At 71.6% G+C, this 22,598-nt stretch carries 26 protein-coding genes and 1 pseudogene; 17 read left to right on the top strand and 10 right to left on the bottom strand.

The features are described 5' to 3' along the window. Window positions 1–70: 70 nt before the first annotated feature. Window positions 71–1,099, bottom strand: a complete 1,029-nt coding sequence (locus tag ACZ3IJ_RS20770) for a LacI family DNA-binding transcriptional regulator (RefSeq protein ID WP_391800265.1) — start codon at window positions 1,097–1,099, stop codon at window positions 71–73. 24 nt (window positions 1,100–1,123) lie between these two features. After that, entirely contained in the window at window positions 1,124–1,921 is a 798-nt protein-coding gene (locus tag ACZ3IJ_RS20765; RefSeq protein WP_383289012.1) for a response regulator transcription factor, read from the bottom strand. 227 nt (window positions 1,922–2,148) lie between these two features. Between ACZ3IJ_RS20765 and ACZ3IJ_RS20760 the strand changes: the two genes are divergently transcribed. The 7 genes and pseudogenes from ACZ3IJ_RS20760 to ACZ3IJ_RS20730 all read left to right on the top strand — a co-directional run. Beyond that, window positions 2,149–2,952, top strand: coding sequence for an alpha/beta hydrolase (locus ACZ3IJ_RS20760; protein ID WP_467470185.1), 804 nt, complete (start codon window positions 2,149–2,151; stop codon window positions 2,950–2,952). A 45-nt stretch (window positions 2,953–2,997) separates the two neighbouring features. Continuing rightward, entirely contained in the window at window positions 2,998–3,252 is a 255-nt protein-coding gene (locus ACZ3IJ_RS20755) for a MoaD/ThiS family protein (protein WP_352191364.1), read from the top strand. Between the two features lie 10 nt (window positions 3,253–3,262). Further along, complete coding sequence (locus ACZ3IJ_RS20750) at window positions 3,263–4,384, top strand: hypothetical protein (RefSeq protein ID WP_467470183.1); 1,122 nt, start codon at window positions 3,263–3,265, stop codon at window positions 4,382–4,384. A 79-nt stretch (window positions 4,385–4,463) separates the two neighbouring features. Further along, the gene (locus ACZ3IJ_RS20745; protein ID WP_467470181.1) at window positions 4,464–5,153 is read left to right on the top strand and encodes an LmeA family phospholipid-binding protein; all 690 of its coding nucleotides are present in this window, start codon (window positions 4,464–4,466) and stop codon (window positions 5,151–5,153) included. Between the two features lie 434 nt (window positions 5,154–5,587). Next, window positions 5,588–6,433: a sulfurtransferase gene (locus ACZ3IJ_RS20740; RefSeq protein ID WP_467470179.1), complete on the top strand. Its 846-nt coding sequence runs from the start codon at window positions 5,588–5,590 to the stop codon at window positions 6,431–6,433. Window positions 6,434–6,472: 39 nt separating this feature from the next. Beyond that, window positions 6,473–6,760, top strand: coding sequence for a DUF1416 domain-containing protein (locus ACZ3IJ_RS20735; protein ID WP_352191368.1), 288 nt, complete (start codon window positions 6,473–6,475; stop codon window positions 6,758–6,760). Between the two features lie 107 nt (window positions 6,761–6,867). Continuing rightward, window positions 6,868–7,146 (top strand): annotated as a pseudogene (locus ACZ3IJ_RS20730) (DUF3099 domain-containing protein); the annotation flags it as partial. Between the two features lie 37 nt (window positions 7,147–7,183). Here ACZ3IJ_RS20730 and ACZ3IJ_RS20725 read toward each other — a convergent pair. Continuing rightward, the gene (locus ACZ3IJ_RS20725) at window positions 7,184–7,546 is read right to left on the bottom strand and encodes a DsrE family protein (RefSeq protein ID WP_137994334.1); all 363 of its coding nucleotides are present in this window, start codon (window positions 7,544–7,546) and stop codon (window positions 7,184–7,186) included. 105 nt (window positions 7,547–7,651) lie between these two features. Between ACZ3IJ_RS20725 and ACZ3IJ_RS20720 the strand changes: the two genes are divergently transcribed. From ACZ3IJ_RS20720 to ygfZ, 6 genes are all read left to right on the top strand, one after another. Then, window positions 7,652–8,410 carry a hypothetical protein gene (locus ACZ3IJ_RS20720; RefSeq protein WP_467470177.1) on the top strand — a complete coding sequence of 253 codons (759 nt, stop codon included), beginning with the start codon at window positions 7,652–7,654 and terminating at the stop codon, window positions 8,408–8,410. 8 nt (window positions 8,411–8,418) lie between these two features. Beyond that, entirely contained in the window at window positions 8,419–9,207 is a 789-nt protein-coding gene (locus ACZ3IJ_RS20715) for a hypothetical protein (protein ID WP_467470175.1), read from the top strand. Then, on the top strand, window positions 9,204–10,088 hold the full coding sequence (locus ACZ3IJ_RS20710; RefSeq protein WP_467470173.1) for a hypothetical protein: 885 nt from the start codon (window positions 9,204–9,206) through the stop codon (window positions 10,086–10,088). The genes ACZ3IJ_RS20715 and ACZ3IJ_RS20710 overlap by 4 nt, the downstream gene beginning before the upstream one ends. 226 nt (window positions 10,089–10,314) lie before the next feature. Then, a complete protein-coding gene (locus ACZ3IJ_RS20705) occupies window positions 10,315–10,887 on the top strand; it encodes a heme-binding beta-barrel domain-containing protein (protein ID WP_391800274.1) in 573 nt (190 codons plus the stop codon). Between the two features lie 41 nt (window positions 10,888–10,928). After that, complete coding sequence (locus tag ACZ3IJ_RS20700; RefSeq protein WP_467470170.1) at window positions 10,929–11,366, top strand: Fur family transcriptional regulator; 438 nt, start codon at window positions 10,929–10,931, stop codon at window positions 11,364–11,366. Window positions 11,367–11,375: 9 nt separating this feature from the next. After that, window positions 11,376–12,356: a CAF17-like 4Fe-4S cluster assembly/insertion protein YgfZ gene (gene ygfZ, locus ACZ3IJ_RS20695; protein ID WP_467470168.1), complete on the top strand. Its 981-nt coding sequence runs from the start codon at window positions 11,376–11,378 to the stop codon at window positions 12,354–12,356. Between the two features lie 42 nt (window positions 12,357–12,398). Here the strand turns inward: ygfZ and dtd are convergent, their stop codons facing one another. Continuing rightward, window positions 12,399–12,824 carry a D-aminoacyl-tRNA deacylase gene (gene dtd / locus ACZ3IJ_RS20690; protein ID WP_467470166.1) on the bottom strand — a complete coding sequence of 142 codons (426 nt, stop codon included), beginning with the start codon at window positions 12,822–12,824 and terminating at the stop codon, window positions 12,399–12,401. Between the two features lie 126 nt (window positions 12,825–12,950). Between dtd and ACZ3IJ_RS20685 the strand changes: the two genes are divergently transcribed. Beyond that, the gene (locus ACZ3IJ_RS20685; protein WP_391800277.1) at window positions 12,951–13,526 is read left to right on the top strand and encodes an RsiG family protein; all 576 of its coding nucleotides are present in this window, start codon (window positions 12,951–12,953) and stop codon (window positions 13,524–13,526) included. 134 nt (window positions 13,527–13,660) lie between these two features. Continuing rightward, complete coding sequence (locus ACZ3IJ_RS20680) at window positions 13,661–14,905, top strand: GNAT family N-acetyltransferase (RefSeq protein ID WP_467470163.1); 1,245 nt, start codon at window positions 13,661–13,663, stop codon at window positions 14,903–14,905. A gap of 10 nt (window positions 14,906–14,915) precedes the next feature. Here the strand turns inward: ACZ3IJ_RS20680 and ACZ3IJ_RS20675 are convergent, their stop codons facing one another. Then, entirely contained in the window at window positions 14,916–15,659 is a 744-nt protein-coding gene (locus ACZ3IJ_RS20675) for an ABC transporter permease (protein ID WP_467470161.1), read from the bottom strand. Beyond that, entirely contained in the window at window positions 15,652–16,629 is a 978-nt protein-coding gene (locus tag ACZ3IJ_RS20670; RefSeq protein ID WP_467470159.1) for an ATP-binding cassette domain-containing protein, read from the bottom strand. Before ACZ3IJ_RS20670 ends, ACZ3IJ_RS20675 begins: the two co-directional genes overlap by 8 nt. Before the next feature lie 67 nt (window positions 16,630–16,696). Here ACZ3IJ_RS20670 and ACZ3IJ_RS20665 point away from each other — a divergent pair, with 67 nt between their 5' ends. Then, complete coding sequence (locus ACZ3IJ_RS20665) at window positions 16,697–17,494, top strand: TetR/AcrR family transcriptional regulator (protein ID WP_467470157.1); 798 nt, start codon at window positions 16,697–16,699, stop codon at window positions 17,492–17,494. On the opposite strand, the gene ACZ3IJ_RS20660 is transcribed toward ACZ3IJ_RS20665, so the two are convergent. The 3 genes from ACZ3IJ_RS20660 to ACZ3IJ_RS20650 form a co-directional block, all read right to left on the bottom strand. Continuing rightward, window positions 17,419–18,315 carry a hypothetical protein gene (locus tag ACZ3IJ_RS20660; protein WP_467470155.1) on the bottom strand — a complete coding sequence of 299 codons (897 nt, stop codon included), beginning with the start codon at window positions 18,313–18,315 and terminating at the stop codon, window positions 17,419–17,421. The two genes, ACZ3IJ_RS20665 and ACZ3IJ_RS20660, sit on opposite strands and share 76 nt — an antisense overlap. 67 nt (window positions 18,316–18,382) lie before the next feature. Next, complete coding sequence (locus ACZ3IJ_RS20655; RefSeq protein ID WP_467470153.1) at window positions 18,383–19,111, bottom strand: hypothetical protein; 729 nt, start codon at window positions 19,109–19,111, stop codon at window positions 18,383–18,385. Between the two features lie 169 nt (window positions 19,112–19,280). Continuing rightward, a complete protein-coding gene (locus ACZ3IJ_RS20650) occupies window positions 19,281–20,150 on the bottom strand; it encodes a LysR family transcriptional regulator (RefSeq protein ID WP_467470151.1) in 870 nt (289 codons plus the stop codon). Window positions 20,151–20,222: 72 nt separating this feature from the next. Here ACZ3IJ_RS20650 and ACZ3IJ_RS20645 point away from each other — a divergent pair, with 72 nt between their 5' ends. After that, on the top strand, window positions 20,223–21,164 hold the full coding sequence (locus ACZ3IJ_RS20645) for a DMT family transporter (RefSeq protein ID WP_467470149.1): 942 nt from the start codon (window positions 20,223–20,225) through the stop codon (window positions 21,162–21,164). Here ACZ3IJ_RS20645 and ACZ3IJ_RS20640 read toward each other — a convergent pair. Then, window positions 21,070–22,557, bottom strand: a complete 1,488-nt coding sequence (locus tag ACZ3IJ_RS20640) for an MFS transporter (protein WP_467470147.1) — start codon at window positions 22,555–22,557, stop codon at window positions 21,070–21,072. The genes ACZ3IJ_RS20645 and ACZ3IJ_RS20640 overlap by 95 nt on opposite strands. Between the last annotated feature and the right edge of the window lie 41 nt (window positions 22,558–22,598).

Here is a 22,598-nt window from a genome sequence, read left to right as displayed (position 1 = left end):
ACGGCCTGAGAAGCCCGACAGAACCCTGTATGCCTCATATAAAGACCAGAGGCGGCCGGGCGCGGCGGGGTCAGCCGCCGTCGCAGCCGCAGGAGCGGCGGACCACCAGAGCCGACGGGAACTGCTTCACCCGTTCGCGCTTGGAGCCCACCACCCGCAGCGAGTCGTCCAGGACCAGGTCCACCGCCGCCCGGGCCATCGCCGGGCGGTCCGAGGAGATCGTCGTCAGCGGCGGATCCGTCAGCGCCGCCTCCTTGACGTCGTCGAAGCCCGCCACCGCCAGCTCCGTCGGCACGTCGATCCGCAGCTCGCGCGCCGCCCGCAGCACGCCGAAGGCCTGGTCGTCGGTGGAGCAGAAGATCGCCGGCGGACGGTCCGGTCCTGAGAGCAGCTTCAGCGCGACCTGATACGCGTCGTAGCGGTTGTACGGAGCCTGGAAGAGCCGTCCCTCGATCGAGATGCCGGCCTCCAGCATGGCCCGCCGCCAGCCCTCCTCGTGGTCCGCGACCGGGTCGCCGACCGCCGGGGTGTTCGGCACACCGCCGAGACACGCCACGTACGGGTGCCCGTGCTCCAGAAGGTGCCGGGTGGCGAGCTGCGCGCCGCCGATGTCGTCCGTGACGACGGCCACGTCGTCCAGCGCCTCGGGCCGCTCGTGCAGCAGCACCACGCGCGCGTCCCAGGCCTCGATCTCGCTCGCGGCCCGCTCGCTCATGCCCTGGCTGACCAGGATCAGACCGGAGACCCGCATCCCGAGGAACGCGCGCAGGTAGTGGACCTCGCGCTCGTCGCGGTAGTCCGAATTGCCGACGAGCACCATCTTGCCGCGCTCGGCGGCGGCCTGTTCGACCGCGTGCGCCATCTCGCCGAAGAACGGCTGGCGCGCGTCCGGGACGATCATGCCTATGAGGTCCGTGCGCCGCGATGCCATCGCCTGCGCCACCCGGTCGGGTCGGTAGCCCAGCTCCTTGATGGCGGCGAGTACACGCTCGCGCGTGGCCGGGGCGACCGGCCGGGGTCCGTTGTTGATGACGTAACTCACGACCGCGGTCGAAGTACCCGCCAGTCGCGCTACGTCATCCCGCGTCACCTTGGCCACGCGCGGCAGTCTACGCGGGGTGACCTACCTACCGGCAGGTCGCACTGTGGCTTCCGCCACGTTCCTGTCCTCCGAGGGGGTGACATCGCGCGCGCCACCCTTGACCCGGGCCTCTTCCTTCGCCCGTGCCTCCTCGGCCGCCCGCTCCACCTTCTCCGGCGTGACGAAGCGGTATCCGACGTTACGGACGGTGCCGATCAGCGACTCGTGTTCCGGGCCGAGCTTGGCGCGAAGTCGCCGTACGTGGACATCGACCGTTCGGGTGCCGCCGAAGTAGTCGTACCCCCAGACCTCCTGGAGCAGCTGGGCGCGGGTGAAGACCCGGCCCGGGTGCTGCGCGAGGTACTTGAGGAGCTCGAACTCCTTGAAGGTCAGGTCAAGGACCCGGCCCTTGAGCTTGGCGCTGTACGTCGCCTCGTCGACCGAGAGATCGCCGTTGCGGATCTCCATCGGGGAGTCGTCGGCCACGATCTGCTGCCGGCCCGTCGCCAGCCGCAGCCGGGCCTCGACCTCGGCCGGACCCGCGGTGTCGAGCAGCACGTCGTCGATGCCCCAGTCGGCGGTGACGGCCGCGAGACCGCCCTCCGTGACGACGAGGATCAGTGGGCAGCCGGGCCCGGTCGATCGGAGGAGCTGACAGAGGCTGCGCACCTGCGGGAGGTCACGGCGGCCGTCGACGAGGATGACGTCCGCTCCGGGGGTGTCCACCAGGGCCGGACCCTCGGCCGGGGCGACCCGTACGTTGTGCAGCAGAAGGCCGAGGGCGGGAAGCACCTCGGTCGAGGGCTGGAGTGCGTTGGTCAGCAGCAGCAGTGAACTCATCGGCGGCCTCCTGCGGGAGTGGCCGGCCGGGTTTCCTGCCGGTCGTGCTCGGTTCGCTCGTCCATGACGTCGGTTCCTCCTCGGTCCCTGCGAGGACGTCTGCGTGTCTCACATGCGGCTCTCGCGCCCTGAGAGCTTTTGTTCATCCGTCCGTAACAACGGTCGGAAAACGCAAAAGGACCCGGGGGCTGCGTTGCCCGGATCCTCTGCCTAGGAGAATAGCCCACATGAGTTCCGAGGCAGAGGGGCGATTTCACATCGTGGATGTCTCCTCGATCACGTCCCGTCCCCAGCGTGCCACTTTGCTCACCACGGACGGTGTCCGTATCGAGGCTGTTTACGAACCGTGTACACGGGGCGTCACCGATACGGCCGTCGTCCTGGCCCACGGGTTCACCGGGTCGGCCGACAGGCCCGCGGTCCGCCGTGCCGCCGAGGCGCTCGCCGGGTACGCGGCCGTCGTCACTTTCTCCTTCCGCGGGCACGGCCGTTCGGGTGGTCGCTCCACCGTCGGCGACCGCGAGGTCCTCGACCTCTCGGCCGCGGTGCGCTGGGCCCGGAAGCTCGGCCACGCGCGCGTGGCGACCGTCGGCTTCTCCATGGGCGGCTCGGTCGTACTGCGCCACGCGGCCCTGGAACGGGACACCGGCGGCCACACCGACGCGGTCGCGGCGGTCAGCGCACCCGCCCGCTGGTACTACCGGGGGACGCCCTCGATGCGCCGCGTCCACTGGGTGATCACCCGTCCCATGGGCCGCCTGGTCGGCCGGTACGGACTGCGCACGCGGATCCACAACGAGGACTGGAACCCCGTGCCGCTGTCGCCCGTGGAGGCAGTCCCGCTGATCGCGCCGACCCCGCTGCTGATCGTCCACGGCGACCGCGACCCGTACTTCCCCGTCGACCACCCCCGGATGCTGGCGGAGGCGGGCGAGGGCGAACTGTGGCTGGAGCGCGGCATGGGCCACGCCGAGAACGCGGCCGACGCGGACCTGCTGCGCCGTCTGGGGGACTGGCTCACGCGCCGATAGCCCATCATGGACACCGGCGCGCACACGAACGAAGGGAGCGCCGCTATGGCAGCGGGAACCATCCGCTACTGGGCCGCGGCCAAGGCAGCCGCCGGTGTCGCCGAGGAGCCGTACACCGCGGAGAACCTGGCCGAGGCGCTGGACGCCGCCCGTGCGAAGCACCCGGGCGAGCTGGTCCGCGTACTCCAGAGGTGTTCGTTCCTCGTCGACGGTGACCCCGTCGGGACCCGCGGCCATGAGACCGTACGCCTTGCCGAGGGCGGCACGGTCGAGGTGCTCCCGCCGTTCGCAGGAGGGTGAACCGCACAGCATGAGCAGCGATCAGCAGCAGCCGTACGAGCAGGGCTACGACCAGGGATACCCCCAGGGTCACGAGCGGGGCCACGACCCTTACGCGGGTCAGCAGCCGTACGGCCTCCAGGACCCGCACGTCACACAGACGTGGCAGGGTCAGACCTGGGACACGCAGTACCAGCCGGTGGTCCAGCCCCCGCAGCCGCAGCCGCAGCAACAGCCCGTGCAGCCGCAGCAGCCGACGGCGTACGACGCCACCGCCTACCTGCCTCCGCAGCCCGCGACCGCGGCGCATCCGCTGCCGGACGAGACGCCGGCCGCCCGCGTCCAGGGCGGGCCCACGGCCGCGCACTCCGCGCCCACCACCTCCGGCCACACCCGCCTCACCGACGCCCAGCGCGCCCGGGCCGAGGGACGCTCGCCGATCATCGCGCCGGGGATCCAGCCCGCCGCCCTCACCGCGGTCCTCGGCGTCCTGCTCGCCGGCGGGGCCGCGCTCGGCTCGTACGGACTGCTCGTCCCGCTCGTCCTGCTCCAGGCCGTCACCGCCGCCGGCTGGTTCCGGCTCAACGGCATGTGGCCGGCCCGCCAGGGCATCGCCCTCGCCTTCGCAGGCGGCCTGGCCGCCGACGCCGCTCTGCTGGCCGCCGGCCGCGAGAACGCGCCCGCCGCGATCATCGGCACCCTCGGCGTCTGGGTGCTGCTCACCCTCGTCCTCCAGCTCCGCAGCCACGCCGACCCCGACGAGCGCATGTACGGCCTGATGGCCACCGTCGCCTCGGCCGCGCTGACGATCGTCGCCACCGGGCACCTCGGCGCCGAGCCCGACGCCGTGGTCGTCGGCGGCCTCGCGGTCGCCGCCGCCACCGTCGCCCGCGCGCTCCCGCTGCCCCGCCCGGCCTCCGTCGTCGTGGCGCTGCTGGCCGCCGCGGGCGCCGGGATCGCGGCCGGAGGCCTCACCGACCTGGGGACCTCCGGGGCGCTGCTCGGTCTCGCCGCCGGGGTCTGCGCGCTCGTCGGACTGCACGTCGCGAGCTACGACTACCCCTCGCGGTTCGTGCACATGACCGCCGGTGTCGCGCTCCCGCTGACCGCCGCCGCCCCCGCCGTCTACCTGCTGGGACGTGCCCTCGCCTGACCCCGGGGAACCATCCGGCCCCGCGACGCGTCGATCTTGATGTCGGGGGCCGGACAAGTTTTTGGGGGCGGGGCAGGTCATGCGAGCACTGCGCGTATTGCTGATCGTGGCCGTCGTGCTCGGCGGGATCTTCGTCGGCGTCGACCGGATCGCGGTCGGCTACGCCGAGTCCGAGGCCGCCGACCGCGTGCGGCTCGGCCCCGCGCGGGCCGACTCGACGGACGTCGACATCAAGGGCTTCCCGTTCCTGACCCAGGCGATGGACAAGCGGTTCGACGAGGTCGACGTCGCGCTGACCGGCGTCGAGGCCACGGCCGGAAGCCGGAAGATCCGGATCACCGAGATGACCGCCGCGCTCCGGGACGTGACGGTCGACGACGACTTCGCGGGCGCCCGCGCGCGCACGGCGACCGGTACCGCCCTGATCTCGTACGCAGATCTGACGGCCGCCGCCGACCGTGACGTGACGGTCGCCTACGGCGGCGACGGCAAGCTGAAGGTCACCGGCGGGGTGGAGATCCTGGGCCGTACGGTCACCCGCAGCGTCGTCTCCTCGGTGACCCTGGTCGACGGGAACACCATCCGCGTCCGCGCCGACAAGGTGCCGGGCGAGGGCATCCCGGGCCTGGAGTCCCTGATCCGCGAGCGTACCGACTTCGACCGGGAGATCGGCGGGCTGCCGCAGGGCATGAAGCTGGAGAAGGTCGAGGCCCGCGAGGACGGCGTGGCGATCGCCGTGACGGGAACGAACGTGACCCTGGCGGGCTGAGACCGGGGCTCGGCCACATGGTGAGACGGTGGCGTCCGCCCCGTAGAAAAATCACCCCACGGGCACGCCCCCGACCCTGGCGGCGCCCGGTTTCTCCGCGATCTCGTCCCACATCTCGGACGATCGCGTCTCAAAATACGACACACCGGTGACACGGCCGCCTGTCCGTCCCTACGATCGTGGGCATGAAGCGACAGGCGGATCTCACGAAGCGGCGGGCAGTAGACCTGTGCCGCATCGCCGCCATGCTCTGTCGCACCGTCTGAGCGGGACGCCGCAGTCCCGTATTCCTCAGGCCCTTCCGACCCCAGGTCGGGGCCACCCCCGTGTAGCCCGTACGTGGCGCTGACGCGTACCCGCAATCCCCTGCGCGACACCGCACAGCACCGCAACACCGCACCACACCGCCGAACACTGCCCCGGAGGAGAACAGCATGAGCCGCAGCGACGTCCTGGTAGACGCCGACTGGGTCGAGGCGAACCTCGACAACCCGCAGGTGGCCGTCGTCGAGGTCGACGAGGACACCTCCGCGTACGAGAAGAACCACATCCGCAACGCGATCCGGATCGACTGGACCCAGGACCTGCAGGACCCGGTCCGCCGTGACTTCATCGACCAGGAGGGCTTCGAGAAGCTCCTCTCGGCGAAGGGCATCGCCAACGACACCACGGTCGTGCTCTACGGCGGCAACAACAACTGGTTCGCCTCCTACGCGTACTGGTACTTCAAGCTCTACGGCCACCAGGACGTGAAGCTCCTCGACGGCGGCCGCAAGAAGTGGGAGCTCGACTCCCGCGACCTCGTCGACGGCTCCGAGGTACCTGCCCGCCCGGCCACCGAGTACAAGGCCAAGGCCCAGGACACCTCCATCCGTGCCTTCCGCGACGACGTCGTGGCCGCGATCGGCGCCCAGAACCTCGTCGACGTGCGTTCGCCCGACGAGTTCTCCGGCAAGCTGCTCGCGCCGGCCCACCTCCCGCAGGAGCAGTCGCAGCGTCCCGGCCACGTGCCCAGCGCCCGCAACATCCCGTGGTCGAAGAACGCCAACGACGACGGCACCTTCAAGTCGGACGACCAGCTCAAGGCCCTCTACGAGGACGAGCAGGTCGATCTGGCGAAGGACACCATCGCCTACTGCCGCATCGGTGAGCGCTCCGCGCTGACCTGGTTCGTGCTGCACGAGCTGCTCGGTGTCGAGAACGTCAAGAACTACGACGGCTCGTGGACCGAGTACGGCTCCCTCGTGGGCGTGCCGATCGAGCTCGGCGCCAACAAGTAACACCACCGGACGCACGGACCCAAGGACAGGACGAAAGACATGTGTGGAGCACAGCCCGGCGGCCCCGACGCCTCGACGATCAAGCCCGGTGAGACCACCATCCAGGGCTTCGTGACCAGGGACGGCGAGCCCGTCACCGGTTACGTCCGCCTCCTGGACTCGACCGGCGAGTTCACGGCCGAGGTCCCGACCTCCGCCACCGGCCAGTTCCGGTTCTACGCGGCCGAGGGCACCTGGACCGTCCGCGCCCTGGTTCCCGGCGGCACCGCCGACCGCCAGGTCGTGGCGCAGCACGGCGGCCTCGCCGAGGTCGCGATCGCGGTCTGATCACCGCCATGAGGGCTTCGGACACGAAGCCCCGCCTACCGGCCGAAGGGCCGTGCCTCCTGGGGGGTTGGACGCTTTCCCGGACTTGAGGCACGGCCCTTCGGTCTTACTCTGAAGATATGTACGCGCGTCGTCGGCACGTCTATTTCTGGCTGATGGGCGGCTGTGTGGCGCTCTTCGTGGGCGCCTGGGCCGTCGTGCGGCTGTTCTCGATGCCCGTAGCCATCGGGATGTGCGTCGTCGCCATGCTCATCCCGCCGGTCGCCGCGATGATCGCGAACCGGAGGGGCCCGGAGGACCGCTGGTGGGACGATCCGTCCGGGGACCCGCAGTCCGACGAGTGGTGGGACGAGCTGGACGGCAAGAAGCGCCGCGAGGGCCAGTAGCCGGTCGGCGGCCGGCCGGCAGAGGGTCGGCGGCCGGTCAGTAGACCAGGGCCTGGGTGCCGTCCGTCATCGCCTCCTGGACGAAGACCTGTGCGCCGGCGATGCGGACGCCCTCCAGGACGTCCTTCTCCGTGATCTCCCGGCGGGCCGCGCACTGGGTGCAGAGCGTGATCCGCCCCGCCGCCAGGATCGAGTCGATCAGGTCCGGGAGCGGCGCGGCGTGCGGGAGTTCGAACTCCGCCGCCCGGCCCGGGAGCGCGAACCACGACGACTCGCCCGTCAGCCAGAGCGAGACCTCGACCCCACTGGCCACGGCGACGGCCGCCACGGTGAAGGCCTGGGAGCAGCGTTCGGGGGCGTCGGCCCCGGCGGTCACCTTGATCACGAGCTTCTTCGCCATATACCGAACTGTAATGCGGACCTCTGCAACCTCATGCACCACTCACGAGTCAGCGCTGTGCGCGGATAACGGAATCCTCGCTTCAGGTCTCGTGGGGGGACCCTCTTGGAAAGCACAGAAGAAAGCGCCGCCGCGCAGCGCCGGCGCAGGACCGGACGGACGGTCGGCCTCGTCGTCCTCGCCGCCGTCCTCGGCCTCGTCGGCGGCACCGCCGTCGGCTACGGCGTCCAGGTCGATCGGGAGCCGACGGCTCTGCCCGCCCTGAACCAGCCCGGTCTCGCCTACCCGAAGCCGCTCCCGGCGGGGCAGAAGGCCGCGCCCCTGCCGGTCTCGGAGGACCGCAGGCTCAAGACGGACGGCGACCTGCGCAAGCTGCTCCTGCCGCGCCCGGCGGGCGCGAAGAAGACGGAGTTCTCGGACCTCGGCGACGGCTGGATGTCGGTGTCCGCGTACGCACGTGACTTCAAGAACCCGGGCCGGGCGCTGGACTTCCAGCTCAGCAGCGGCATCCGCCGCGTCGCGCGCACGACGTGGCAGCAGGGCAAGTACCGGTTCACCGAGATCCGGCTGGTCCAGTACCGCTCTTCCGACACCCTCGGCGCGCAGGAACACGCCGAGGGCCAGATGGACTACATGTCCGACGAGGACTTCGCCTCCTCCGAGGGTGAGGCGATCAAGGGCTCCGCAAACGGCCGGTCCTACGTGTTCCCGGTGGAACGGAAGGCCGGATACCTGGACCTCTACGAGGCCCGGGCGTACTTCCACCGCGGCGACATCATGGCCGAGATCTTCGTCGTCGACTCCAAGAAGATCTCCGCGAAGGAGATCGCATCGATCGCCGAGCAGCAGCTGGGGCGCCTGTGAGCGAGGACATGGACACCGTGACCGAGCCGACGAAGCCCGGCCGTGGGCGCAAGCTGCTGACGGTCGTCCTGCCGGCCGTGCTCGTCCTCGGCGCGGTCGGCGGCGGCGTCACGTACACCGCCGTCACCGTCGACGCGGCCGACCGCAGCGCCCCGACCGTCGCATGGGAGGAGCCCGAGGCGACGCAGTGGGACAAGGACCCGGCCGCGGGCGCGTCGCGCGGCCGGGCGTCGACGCCGCTCAGCAAGCTGCTCCTGCCGGTGCCTGAGGGGTACGTCCTCGGCCCGGACATCGAGTCGTACGGGAACGACGGCGAGCTGGGCGACAAGGAGGCCCTCGCGCTGCTGAAGGAGGAGGGCAAGGGCCTCTCGGGCAAGAAGCGGCGTGCCTACGAGAAGCGCGTCGAGAAGGTCGGCATCAAGGGCATCGCCGTCCGCTCCTTCGCTTCGGAGAGCAACGACGTCGTGGTCTCCATCCGCGTGACGCAGATGAAGGACAAGAAGCGGATCCGCGAGATGTTCGACCTCAGGAAGGAGCTCTTCGAGCTGTTCGAGTTCCCCAAGGGGCCGAAGATCAGCGGGCACGAGAACTCCGCCTGCTTCATGGTCCCCGAGGACAAGGACCTGTCGAAGGCGGAGAAGGCCGGGGAGCTCGTGGAGATGCACTGCACGGCGTACGACTCCGAGGTCGAGGTCACGGTCACCGTCGCGGGCACGAAGCCGTTCGACAGGGCGGCGGCCGCCAAGCTGGTGCGCAAGCAGCTGGACCACATCACGTCCCCGGGGGAGTACGTATGACCGAGCAGACGACGGACACCGACGTGAAGCTCCCGGAGCAGGCGCCTGCCCCGGAAGCGGAAGCGCTGCCGACCGAGACACCCGGCGCGGAGGCCGAAGCCGTGGCCGAGGCACCCGGCGCCAAGGCCTCCCGCAAGCCGCTCCTGTGGGCCGTCGCCCGCTGGACCGCCGCCGTGCTCGTCTTCGCCGGCGTCGGAACCGGGACCGCGCTCGGGATCACCTCCATGGAGCGCACCGACGTGCCCGGTCTCGCGACCGAGAGCGACGGCCGTTGGGCGTACCCGAAGCTCAGCCTCCCCGCGCTCCCGGCGGACGCGCCGCGGCCCTTCACCGAGGGCAACGACGGCGAGATCCACCACGCCGACCTGCGCAAGCTCCTGCTTCCCGCGCCTGAGGGCGCCAAGCCGGACCCGAAGCTGAACGGCGGCTGGGTCGGCGTGGACCAGTTCCTGTCCCAGTACCGGACGGACGAACGGCCCGAGCTGTCGGAGGCGCTGAAGGAGTCCGCGCTGCGGCACATCGCGGCCCGGGGCTGGACGACGCCGGACGGTACGACGACCCGGATTCACCTGCTCCGGTTCAACTCGGTGGCCTTCGCCGAGGCCTTCAAGGACGACGCCGTGCAGGCCGGAGCGACCACCGGTCCGCTCCTCGACGGCGTCGAGGGGGTCCAGGTCGACGGCGACTTCCCGACGGCCGTCAGCGTTCCGTACACCGTGCTGTACACGCACGTCGAGCTGCCGCAGAACGCCGACCAGACCCGCTGGGCCTACATCCAGGCCGGCGACACCCTGGCGCTGGTCACCCAGTTCCGCAAGGGGGAGGCGCTGACGGTCCCGTTCCAGCAGACCGTGGCCCTCCAGAACCAGCTCCTGGGCTGACCCGTCGCGCACCGGCCGACCTCGCAGAGAGGGCCGGGCCCCCGCAGACTAAGCTGGGGTCCGGCCCGTCCTGCCTTCACGCTCATCCGAGGAGCACCCGTGATCATCTTCTTCGAAGTCCTCCTGGCCCTGGTCTGCGTCGCCGTGCTCGCGTTCACCGGTCTGGCCGTGAAGAAGCTGTACCAGGGCCAGCGGTAATCACCTCTACGGAACGACAGAGCTGCTCATGATCGAGATCCCGTCCGACCTCAACCCGGACCTCGTCCCCCTCGCGTTCCTCCTCGGAACGTGGGAAGGCGCGGGCGTGGCCGACTTCCCCGGCGCCGAGAAGTGCAACTTCGGTCAGTCCGTGACCTTCAGCCACGACGGCCGTGACTTCATCGAGTACCACTCGCACTCGTGGGTCCTGGACAACGAGGGCAAGCAGGTCCGCCCGCTGGAGAGCGAGAGCGGCTACTGGCGGATCGACAAGGACCGCAAGGTCGAGACCGTCATGGTCCGCGACCAGGGCATCGTGGAGATCTGGTACGGCGAGCTGGCCGACAAGAAGCCGCAGATCGACCTGGTCACCGACGCCGTGGCCCGTACGGCGGCGGCCGGCGCCTACAGCGGCGGCAAGCGGCTCTACGGCTACGTCAAGGGCGACCTGATGTGGGTGGGCGAGAAGGCGACCCCTGAGGTCCCGCTCCGCCCGTACATGTCCGCACACCTGAAGAAGGTCGTGACGCCCGAGGAGGTCGCCGAGATGGCGCGCAACCTCGGCGACCTGCCGGACGACGGCATCGCCTTCTTCAAGTAGGACCCAGCCGTGTGCGCCCACGCCCTCCTACACTGGGGGGCGTGGTGAGCACCGACTGGAAGAGCGACCTGCGGCAGCGCGGCTACCGGCTGACGCCTCAGCGCCAGCTTGTCCTGGAGGCCGTGGACACGCTGGAGCACGCGACGCCCGACGACATCCTGGTCGAGGTCCGCAGGACGGCCGCCGGTGTGAACATCTCCACGGTGTACCGGACCCTGGAGCTCCTGGAGGAGCTCGGGCTCGTCTCCCACGCCCATCTCGGGCACGGGGCGCCGACGTACCACCTCGCCGACCGGCACCACCACCTCCACCTGGTCTGCCGGGACTGCACGGAGGTCATCGAGGCGGATGTCGAGGTGGCCGCCGAGTTCACCGGGAAGCTGCGCGAGACCTTCGGCTTCGAGACGGACATGAAGCACTTCGCGATCTTCGGCCGGTGCCGGGACTGTTCGAACAAGGACACCGGTACGCAGTCGTAGGCTTGCCCCATGCAGCAACATTCAGCGCACAGCCCTCTGCTGTCCCTGCCCGGCGCCGTCCCCGCCGAAGGCCGTGACGAAGGTGTCGCCGCGCACTACGGCGACCTGTTCCGCGAACAGCGTGCCCTCGCCGCGGGTGACGGCTTCGTCGATCTCTCGCACCGCGGCGTCGTCGCCGTCTCCGGCGACGACCGCCTGAGCTGGCTGCATCTGCTGCTCACCCAGCACGTCAGCGAGCTTCCGGTCGGCCAGGCCACCGAGGCGCTGGTCCTCTCCGCCAACGGTCACATCGAGCACGCGCTCTACCTCGTCGACGACGGCGAGACCGTCTGGGCGCACGTCGAGCCCGGCACGCAGGACGAGCTCATCGCCTATCTGGAGTCGATGAAGTTCTTCTACCGCGTCGAGGTCGCCGACCGCACGGACGAGGTCGCCGTCGTCCACCTGCCGGCCGGCTCCATCGCCGAGGTGCCGCCGGGTGTCGTCGTACGGGAGACCCCGCACGGCCGCGACCTGTTCCTGCCCCGCGCCGACCTGGAGTCCTTCGCGGCCGCGCACGGCCCGGCCGCCGGGATGCTCGCGTACGAGGCGCTGCGGATCGAGGCGCACCGGCCGCGGCTCGGCTTCGAGACCGACCACCGGACCATCCCGCACGAGCTGGGCTGGATCGGCAGCGCGGTGCACCTGCAGAAGGGCTGCTACCGAGGACAGGAGACGGTGGCGCGCGTCCACAACCTGGGGAAGCCGCCTCGTCGCCTCGTCTTCCTGCACCTGGACGGCAGCGAGGTCCATCTGCCGGGCCACGGCACCCCGATCCGGCTCGCGTCGGACGGCGCCGAGGGCCGCCAGCTGGGCTTCGTCACGACCTCGGGCCGCCACCACGAGCTGGGGCCGATCGCGCTGGCGGTGGTGAAGCGGAACGTGCCGGTGGACGCGGAGCTGATGGCCGGGGACACGGCCGCCGCGCAGGAGACGGTGGTCGAGCCCTAGAGCCCGGCCGGGAGGACCGGACCGAAGACCGGACCCGGCTCCTCACACCTCCAGGAGCACCGTGAACGGGCCGTGATTCGTGAGCGAGACGCGCATGTCCGCTCCGAACCGGCCCGTCTCCACGTGCGCGCCCAGCTCGCGCAGCCGTGCCACGACCTCGTCGACGAGCGGCTCGGCGACCGGGCCGGGCGCCGCGGCGTTCCAGGTGGGCCGGCGGCCCTTGCGCGCGTCCCCGTAGAGGGTGAACTGAGAAATCACCAGCAAGGGGGCATTAATGTCCGAACAGGATTTCTCTCCCTCCAGAATCCGGACGGACCACAGTTTTCTGGCCAACTGTGCCGCTTTCTCCGAAGTGTCCTCGTGGGTGACTCCCACCAGCACACACAGCCCTTCGCCGACGATCTCGCCGACGGTCTCGCCCGCGACGACGACGCTCGCCCCGTCCACTCTCTGCACCACTGCACGCATACAGGCCAACCTACAGACCTTCGCATAGGGGCTGAACGGGTGCAGAGCGCCTGCACGCGCAGGGGCGGGAGTGGCACCATGCGTGTCAGGCGGTGCGGTTCCGCACCGGTCGAGGGGACGATTCACATGAGTGCACCTGGCGCCGGGCAGACGCCGGCCCGTTTCGGAGTAGGCGTACGGCCGCCCGTGCAGCGGACGGCGGAGCCCGCACTGCCGGAGCGGCGGCAGCCGGACATCGCCGCCCTGAGGCTGCCGGAGCTGCGCGCGCTCCGCCGTGACGCGCAGGGCGACGAGGCGGACCTCAGTTACGTACGGCGGATGCTGCAGGGCCGTATCGACATCCTCAGGGCCGAGCTGGCGCGGCGTACGGATCCGGAGTCGCCGGTCCTGGACCGGCTGTCGGAGATCCTCGCGGACGTGCCGTCGAGTCGGGGCTCGTCGGCACGGCACGTGACGCTGTCGACGCCGCGGAGCGAGGAGTACCGGCGGCTGGCCGCGGAGATGCTCTCGGAGGTCGAGCTCTCCGACCTCGGGGCGCGGACGGATGACGAGCTGCACACGGCGATGGGCCGGCTCGCGGGGTACGAACAGCAGATCTCGCGCCGCCGGCAGGACCTCCAGCGGACGGCCGACGACTGCAGCGCGGAGATCACCCGCCGCTACCGCGAGGGCGAGGCGCAGGTGGACGACCTCCTGGCCTGAGCGAGTGAGGCTGACCGAGTGAGGCCGGGGCGAGTGAGGCCGCGGCACGTGCGGCCGGGGCGCGCGGGCGCACGCGCCCGTGGCGCGGGAAAACTCACGTGCGCGGGGTCGGTGGCGTGCATAGTCTCGCCGTCATGAGCCTTGAGGTGCGCCCCGTGGGCGAGTCCGAGTTCGGCGAGTGGCTGTGTGCCGTGAAGACGGGGTTCATGCGGCCACCGGTCCTCGGGGACGGCGAGGCCGAGGCGCGGCGGCAGAACTTCGACCTCTCCCGCACGCTCGGCGTGTTTGACAAGGGCAGGATCGTCGGCACCTTCCGTACCTTCACGCAGGAGCTGTCCACGGTCGGGGGCGGCTCGCTCGTCGCCGACGCCGTCAGCCAGGTCACGGTCTCGCCGACGCACCGCCGCCGGGGCGTGCTCAGGGGGGCGATGACGGCGGACCTCGCCGCGGCGAAGGAGCGGGGCGACGCCGTCGCGACCCTCATCGCCGCCGAGTATCCGATCTACGGCCGGTACGGCTTCGGGCCCGCCGCCTGGACCACCGAGTGGGCCGTCGACCTGACGCGCGCCGGGCTGGATCCCCGGCGCACGGGCCGGCCCGAGTGCGGCGGCTCGATCGAGCTGTCCGACGGCGCCGAGATCCGCAAGATCGGCCCCGAGGTCCACCGCCGACTGGCCCGCGTCCGGGCCGGCGTCCCGAACCGGGAGGCGCGCGACTGGGAGCGCGGTACGGGCGCCGGTTTCCAGACCGAGCCCTGGACCGAGCCCTTCTACGCCGTCTACCGCTCGGAGTCCGGCGAGGTGGAGGGCTATGCCGCCTACCGCTCGGACGACAAGTGGGACGACGGCAAGCAGCCGGTCAACACGGCCTCCGTCCGGGACCTGATCGCCTGCACCCCGGCCGCCGAGCGGGCGTTGTGGCGGTACCTCTGCTCGATCGACTGGGTGACCTCGGTCCGGTCGGGCTACCGCGCCCCCGACGACCTCCTGCCGATGCTCCTGCCCGACCCGCGCGCGGCGAGGGTCGTCAGCCACGCCGACATGCTGTGGGTCAGGGTCCTGGACGTGACCAAGGTCCTCGAGGGCCGTACGTACGCGGCCTCCGGCTCCCTCGTCCTGGAGCTGCGGGACGCGGACGGACTGGCCGGCGGGCGCTACCGGCTCGACGCCTCCCCGGAGGGCGCGGAGTGTTCCCGTACGACCGGATCCGCCGACCTCGCCCTCGACATCGCCGAGTTGGGGACCCTCTCGCTCGGCGACGAGTCGGTGACGCGGCTGGTGGCGCTGGGCCGGGTGGAGGAGCTGACGGCGGGTGCGGCCGCCCGCGCGGACGTGCTGCTGCGGTCCGCGCGCCGGCCGTGGTGCCCCGACATGTTCTGAGCGGCTTCCCTCACCTCGTCCGGAGGCGGAACAGCGCCCCCGAGGCGGCGATGCCCGTGGCCATGATCCCGGCGCACCAGGCCAGCGCGATCCAGGGCGTGTCGCCGACCGGCTGGTCGAGCAGCAGTCCGCGCATCGACTCGATGAGAGGGGTGACGGGCTGGTGCTCGGCGAAGCCGTGCAGCCAGCCCGGCATGGTCTCGATCGGGACGAACGCGCTGCTCGGGTAGGGCAGGAACATCATGAAGAAGGTGACCCCGCCCGCCGCTTCGGGGGTGCGGGTGAGCAGCCCGAGCGCCGCGGCGAGCCAGGAGATCGCGGTGATGAAGGCGACGAGCAGCCCGAGCGCGGCGAGCCAGCCGAGCGGGGTCGCGGTGGGCCGGAAGCCGATCGCGAAGGCCACGCCGAGGACGAGCGCGGTGGCGACGAGGTTGCGGGCGACGCTCGCGCCGACATGACCGGCGAGGATCGGCGTACCGCCGATGTCGAGCGAGCGGAAGCGGTCGATGATCCCGCCCTTCATGTCCTCGCTGACGCCGACGGCGGTCCCGGCGGAGCCGAAGCCGGAGCAGAGGATGAGCACGCCGGGGACGACGTAGGTCACGTACCGCGTGCCGGTGTCGATGGCTCCGCCGAAGAAGTAGACGAAGACCAGCATCAGCATGATCGGCAGCATCATCGAGGTGATGACGGCGTCGACGTTGCGGCGGCCGAGGCGGAGCCCGCGGCCGGTCATGGTGAGGGCGTCAGACATGGAGGGGCTCCTTCTCCGTAAGTGCCAGGAAGACGTCGTCGAGCGTCGCGGTGCGCAGGGCGAAGCGGACGATGTCGGTGCGGCCGGGGTCGAGTTCGTCGAGGAGCGCCCGGACCTGAGCGGCGCTGCCGTCGGTGGGGACGCCGAGGGTGAGGGTCTCGGGCTCGTGGTGGACGGCCCGGTCGGCGAGCCGGAGGTAGCTCTCCCGGTCGCGCAGGACGAGGTCGAGCCTGTGGTCGGCGAAGCGGGCCTTGAGCTGCTGCGCGGTGCCTTCGGCGACGACGCGTCCGGCGTCCATGACGGCGATGCGGTCGGCGAGTTGATCGGCCTCCTCCAGGTACTGGGTGGTGAGGAAGACGGTCGTACCGCTGTCGGAGAGGGCGCGGACCACGTCCCAGAGTTCCCTGCGGCTGCGCGGGTCGAGCCCGGTGGTCGGCTCGTCGAGGAAGATCACCGAGGTCTCGCCGGGGTCGCGGACCAGACCGGCGGCGAGGTCGAGGCGGCGGCGCATGCCCCCCGAGTACGTCCTGGCGAGGCGCCCACCCGCCTCTGAGAGGCCGAAGCGCTCCAGGAGTTCGGTGGCGCGGCGGGCGGCGGCCGGGCGGGAGAGGCCGGAGAGCCGGGCCATCATGCGCAGGTTCTCGGCGCCGGTCTGCATCTCGTCGACGGCGGCGAACTGCCCGGTGAGGCTGATGGCGCGGCGCACCCGGGACCGCTCGTCGGCGATGTCGTATCCGGCCACGCGCGCCCGGCCGGAGTCCGGGGCGGTGAGGGTGGCGAGGATGCGGACCGTGGTCGTCTTGCCGGCGCCGTTGGGGCCGAGGAGGGCGAAGACGGTGCCCTGTTCGACGCGGAGGTCGAGGGAGTCGAGTACGGGGACGGTCCCGTAGGCCTTGCGCAGGCCGGTGGCCTCGACGGCGGGTGGTGCTGCCGGGACGGCGCGTGGTGCGGGCGCGGCGGCGGATGGCATGGTTCCCCCTGGGATCGGTACTGCGTATGCCTTACGCGTTACTGTGTAAGGGTTACGCATTACTAGGATGGCCGTCAAGCGAAGAAGGGCGGATGCGGTGGCGGACGACAAGAGCGAGGGCGGTGGAACCTTCCTGCCCGCGAGCATCGAGGCCGCCTGGGGGCTGCGCGACCGCCCCTCCAAGGGCCCCAGGCCCGGGCTCACCCTCGACCGGATCGTGACGACGGCCGTCGCCGTCGCCGCGGCGGAGGGCCTCGACGCGGTCTCCATGGGCCGGATCGCCAAGGAGCTCGGCGTCTCGCCCATGTCCCTCTACCGCTACGTCGGCGCCAAGAGCGAGTTGTACGTCCTGATGCAGGACGCCGCCACGGGCGCCCCGCCCGTCCCGCTCCCGCCCGGCACCGGCTGGCGCGAGGCGATCGAGCACTGGGCCTGGGCGATGCGCGAGGTCTACCACCGCAACCTCTGGATGCTCCGCATCCCGCTCTCCGGCCCGCCCGCTACGCCGAACACCGTCGCCTGGTGGGAGCACGCCATGGTCGCCCTGGAGGGCACCGGCCTGGACGAGGGGGCCAAGGTCTCGGTCGTCATGCTGCTCGGCGGCTTCGTCCGCAACGAGGCGCTGATGATGGCCGACCTCGGCGCCGTCATCAGCGCGAGCGGGGAGAGCCCGGAGGTGGTCCTCTCCCGATACGGCCACACCCTGCGGCGGCTGGCCGACCCGGAGCGCTATCCGGCGGTGGCGCGGATGCTGGACGCGGGGGTCATGGAGCAGGCGGACGAGCCCGACTACGAGTTCCGGTTCGGCCTGGACCGGACCCTCGACGGGGTCGCGCTGCTGGTGGAGGGGGCCGGGCGCTCGTAGAACTGGAGCACGCCGCCGACGCTGAAGCACGCCGCTCCCGTGAGCGTGCCCCAGTTGGCGACGGCGGCGCTCACCAGGTCCCCGGTCGAGGGCCGGGTGAACGCGGTGACCGCCGAGGCCATGAAGAGGAACGAACCGAGCTGGTTGACCGCCACGATCCACCAGGCGAGGTCGTGCGGGAGGACCCTTGGCCGGCCGTGGGACACCTCGACCAGCGCGAGGTGCCCCGAGATCAGGAACAGGACGCAGCCGATCATGTCCGGGGCCCAGACCAGCCTGTTCACCTGCTCAACGGAGAGCCCGTGCAGCAGCGAGCCCACCAGGTTGACGCCGAACACGAGGGTGCCGGCGAACAGTACGAAGGTGCTGAGCCAGTCGATCCGGCCCGGTTCGTAGCTCCACCATCTCCAGCGCCGCGCGGCCAGTGCCCCGGCCTCGTGGTCACGGTCGGGCGTGTTGATCGCCTGGAGCAGCGAGGCGTACCCGCCGGTGTTGAAGCAGAGGCCGCCGGTGAAGTAGATCCACGCACTCGTGAGGTCGCCCGGACCGAACTGGGCCAGCCCGGCACCGAGGGCGAACAGCGCACCCCCGACGGTGAACGCGCAGGCGGCGACGGCGTTCAGCCTGCGCATCCGGCCGACCGAGACGCTGTCCGCCGCCCGCGCGCGGGGCTCCGTCTCGCCCGCCGCACGGACGGTCAGCAGCGCCCGCTTACGCGCCAGGCGCGATTCCCAGACCGCGGTGACCCCCGCCTCAGGCCGCCAGGTGACCCGGGTCGTGAACGGTCCCGCTCCTTCGGAGTGCACCTTCGCTCCCGCCACGAGCCGACTGTATCCCTGCCGGACGGAAACCACCCCTATGTAGGCGAACGGGCCGGTATGTCTGCCGCTAGGTGAGCACGTTGACGGCGCGGGCGACCACCAGGCCGAGGATGACCAGGGAGACGAGGGACTGCACCGCCATGGTGATCTTGGCCCAGGGTGCCAGCGGCATGACGTCCGTGGGGCTGAAGGCGGTGGCGTTGGTGAGCCCGAGATAGAGGTAGTCGACGTAGCGGGGGCGCCAGTCGGGCGCGGCGAGCTCGGGGCTGAACTGCTGGGGGAAGGCGAGTGCCGGGGTGGGGGGCATGCGGTGGAGGCGGGCCGCCGCTCCGCCGCCGTCGAGCTCGAAGTACAGCAGCGAGAACGCGAGCACCGTACCCGCCCAGACGGTGCCCCCGGTCTGGAGCAGGCTGGTGGCGTCGGCGGTCTCGCTCCCGTTGTGGATGATGTCGTCGATCAGCTGGACGGTCGACCAGACGGCGCCGAGCGCGAGCACGGCGACGAGGGTGATCGACACGGCGCGCAGTGCGGCGGAGCGGCGGTCGATCCGGCCCGGGTCGCCCGCGATCAGCGCCAGCAGGAGCAGGCCCTCGACGGACGGGAGCACCCACTTGGGCGCGATGCGCAGGGAGTCGGGGAGCAGCAGGGTGAGCACCATGGCGGTCACGACGGCCGCGGCCATGGGCCAGCGCGCCTCGCCGACGGGCTCGGTCTCCTGTGGCTGGGGTCCCTGAGGCGCCTGCGGTTCCTGCGGTTCCTGCGGTTCCTGCGGCGGGGGAGCGGGGGGTCGGCTCACGTCGGCGGCTCCCTGTCGGTGTCGTGGGCCGGTCGGCGGGCTCCCACTCCACTACGCCTCGCCGGGCCGCGCACGGCCCGGGACCCGGCCGGGTCAACACGACGACCGGAACGGCGGACACGCGCCGCCCGGGAGCGACCCGGGGGCGGCCCGGGACCTCGGCGCGAGCTCACGCCTCCTGAAGTGCCGTCAGGAGATCTCGCACGGCGGGCAGCGCCAGGGAGGACTCCCGAACGGCCGCGTGGATCGAGCGGACCGGCTCCGGGCCGCGGACCTTGCGGACGACCACGTTCGGGTGCCGGCTGCCCAGGCCCGTCAACGGGACCAGGCTGATGCCGAGGCCGGCGGCGACGAACCCCTGGGCGGTGGCGTACTCCTCGCACTCCACCGCGATGTCCGGCGTGAACCCGGCCGCCGCGCAGGCCTCCAGGACCGCGTCCAGGCAGGGGCCCGGGCGTTCGCTGCCGACCCACGGCTCGTCCGCGAGGTCGGCGAGGTCGACGAGCCCCCGGTCGGCGAACCGGTGGCCCCTGGGGAGAACGACCCGGTACGGGTCGTCGACGAGGTGGACGAGGCGGAGGCCGTCGACGGACGGTGTGCCCCGCGGCCGGACCAGGAGCGTGAGGTCCGCCTCAGGGTCGGGCGCCGCACCCTCGGCGATCCTCAGGTCCACCCGTACACGCGGGTGCTCGGACCGGAAGCGGGCCAGGGCCGGGGCGACGAGGTCGGTGCCGGCGGTGGCGAAGTACCGGACTGTCACCTGTCCGGTGCGCCCGGCCCTCAGGTCCGCGAGCGCGGTCTCGGCCTCGGCGACCTGGCGACCGATCAGGGCCGCGTGTTCCGTGAGCAGCAGCCCGGCGGCGGTGGGCCGGACGCCCCGCCCGGAGCGTTCGAGCAGCGCGATGCCGGCCTCCTTCTCCAGGACGTTGATCTGCTGGCTCACGGCGGAGGGCGTGTAGCCGAGGTTCGCGGCGGCGGCGGTGACGGAGCCGCTGGTGACGACGGCCCGGAGGACCTGCATGCGTCTCACATCGAGCATGTAGCACAGCTTAACGGTGGATGCATGATCCTGCGCTTGTCCTGTCGAGTCGCGGCGAGGACCGTGGACGCCATGACTTCGGCGACGCGCATGGGCGTCCTGGCCCTGCTCTGGGGCTCGGGCTTCCTCTGGATCAAGCTGGCTCTCGACCACGGCCTCACCCCCGGGTGGATCACCTTCGTACGGTGCCTGCTCGGGGCCGGTGTGCTGCTCGCGCTCGCGTGCGCGGCCGGGCAGAAGCTGCCGCGGGACCGGACGACGTGGGGGCGGCTGGCGGTCGCGGCGTTCTTCTGCAACGCCCTGCCGTTCCTGCTGTTCGGCATCGGCGAGCAGTCCGTCGACAGCGGTGTCGCGGGCGTCCTGAACGCCACCACTCCGCTCTGGTCCCTGCTCATCGGGTCGGCGCTCGGCACGGAGCGCGGCCTCGGTGCGGCGAAGGCCGGCGGGCTCGTCCTCGGCTTCGCCGGGGTACTGCTGATCTTCGCGCCCTGGAGCGGGGACTCCGGGCTGCTGAACTGGGGCGCGCTTGCCCTGCTCGGCGCTTCGGCGAGTTACGCGGTGGCCTTCGCGTACATGGCCCGCCGGCTCACCGGCAGAGGTACCGCTCCCATGGCGCTCTCCGCGGCCCAGCTCCTGGCGGCGACCGTCCTGAGCGCGCCGGCACCGGTGGCCGTGGCCGGGGGCGCAGGGCCGGTGACCTGGGCGGGGGTGGGCGCGGTCGTCGTCCTCGGGGTCTTCGCGACCGGGCTGACCTTCCACCTCAACTACCGGATGATCGCCGAGGAGGGCCCGACGAGCGCCGCGACGATCGGCTACCTGCTGCCGGTGGTCTCGGTGGCGCTCGGGGCCCTCGTCCTGGACGAACCGCTGACGGTACGGGTCGTGGTGGGGATGGCGGTCGTACTCGCCGGTGTGGCGCTTACGCGGCGGGCGCCGCGACCCGCTCCCGCCGCTGTTCCCGCTCCTGCTCCCGCTGGGCCGGCCCGCCGTTCCTCGGCCGGCGCAGCACCGTGAGGGCGACGGCGAAGGCGGAGGCCAGGAGCCCGGTGGCGACGGCGAACGCCAGGTGGTGACCGGAGGTCAGGGCCTCGGCGACGGGCCGGCCCGCCTCGGTCAGGGATTCGGTACGGGTGGCGGCCAGGGTGGAGAGGACCGCGATCCCGAGGGCCATGCCGATCTGCTGGGTGGTGTTGAACAGGCCCGAGGCGAGGCCCGCGTCCTCCTCCCGCGCGCCGGACATGCCCAGGGAGGTCAGGGCGGGCAGCGCGAGGCCGAAACCGGCCGCCAGCAGCATCACGGGCAGCAGATCGGTGACGTACGAGGCGTGCACCGGGAGCCGGGTGAGCAGGCCGAGCATCACCACGAGGAGCGCGAGCCCGGAGAGCAGGACGGCGCGCTCGCCGAAGCGGGCGTTGAGGCGGGCCGAGACGCCCAGGGACACCGCGCCGATGACGGCGGCGGCCGGCAGCATCGCGAGACCGGTCTCGGCGGCGCCGTACGCGAGGACCTTCTGCAGGTGGAGCGCGACGAGGACCTGGAAGGAGAAGAGAGCGGCGACCATCAGCATCTGGACCAGGTTGGCGCCCGAGACGCTGCGCGATCGCAGGATCCGGAGCGGCATCAGCGGGTTCGCGATCCTCGCCTGGCGGACGACGAAGCCGGCGAGGAGGGCGAGCGAGAGCGCGCCGAGGCCGAGGGTGTGGGCCGAGGCCGCGCCGTACTCCTCGATCTTGACGACCGCGTAGATGCCGACCATCAGACCGGCGGTGACGAGGAGCGCGCCGAGCACGTCCGCGCCGCCGCCGGCCCTGAGGCCCGGGCCGCGGTCGGCGGGCAGGGCACGGAGGGCGACGAGGAGGGTCGCGACGCCGATGGGCAGGTTGATGAAGAAGATCCAGTTCCAGGTGAGCGCGTCGGTCAGGATTCCGCCGAGAACCTGTCCGAGGGAAGCGCCGGCCGCGCCGGTGAAGCTGAACACGGCGATGGCCCTGGCGCGTTCGCGGGCTTCGGTGAAGAGCGTGACGAGGATGCCGAGGCTCACGGCCGAGGCCATCGCGCTGCCGACGCCCTGGAGGAAGCGTGCCGCGATCAGGACGCCGGGGGAGGTGGCGACGCCGGCGAGCAGCGAGGCGGCGGTGAAGACGGCCGTGCCCGCGAGGAACATCCGTCGGCGGCCGATCAGGTCGCCGAGGCGTCCGGCGAGGAGGAGCAGCGAGCCGAAGGCGATGAGGTACGCGTTGACGATCCAGCTGAGCCCGGCCGGGGTGAAGCCGAGGTCGCTCTGGATGGCCGGCATGGCGACGGTGACGATGCTGCCGTCGAGGATCGTCATCAGCATCCCGGCGGCCAGGACGCCGAGGGCGAGCGAGCGGGAGCTGGAGCGGGAGGGAGCGGATGTGGCGGGCATGGGTCTCTCCTGATTCGGCGAGGCAACAGGAAAGACCGTAA

The organism is Streptomyces sp. NPDC013317 (genome assembly GCF_055563155.1).
This window is presented reverse-complemented; position numbering and strand designations above follow the sequence as displayed.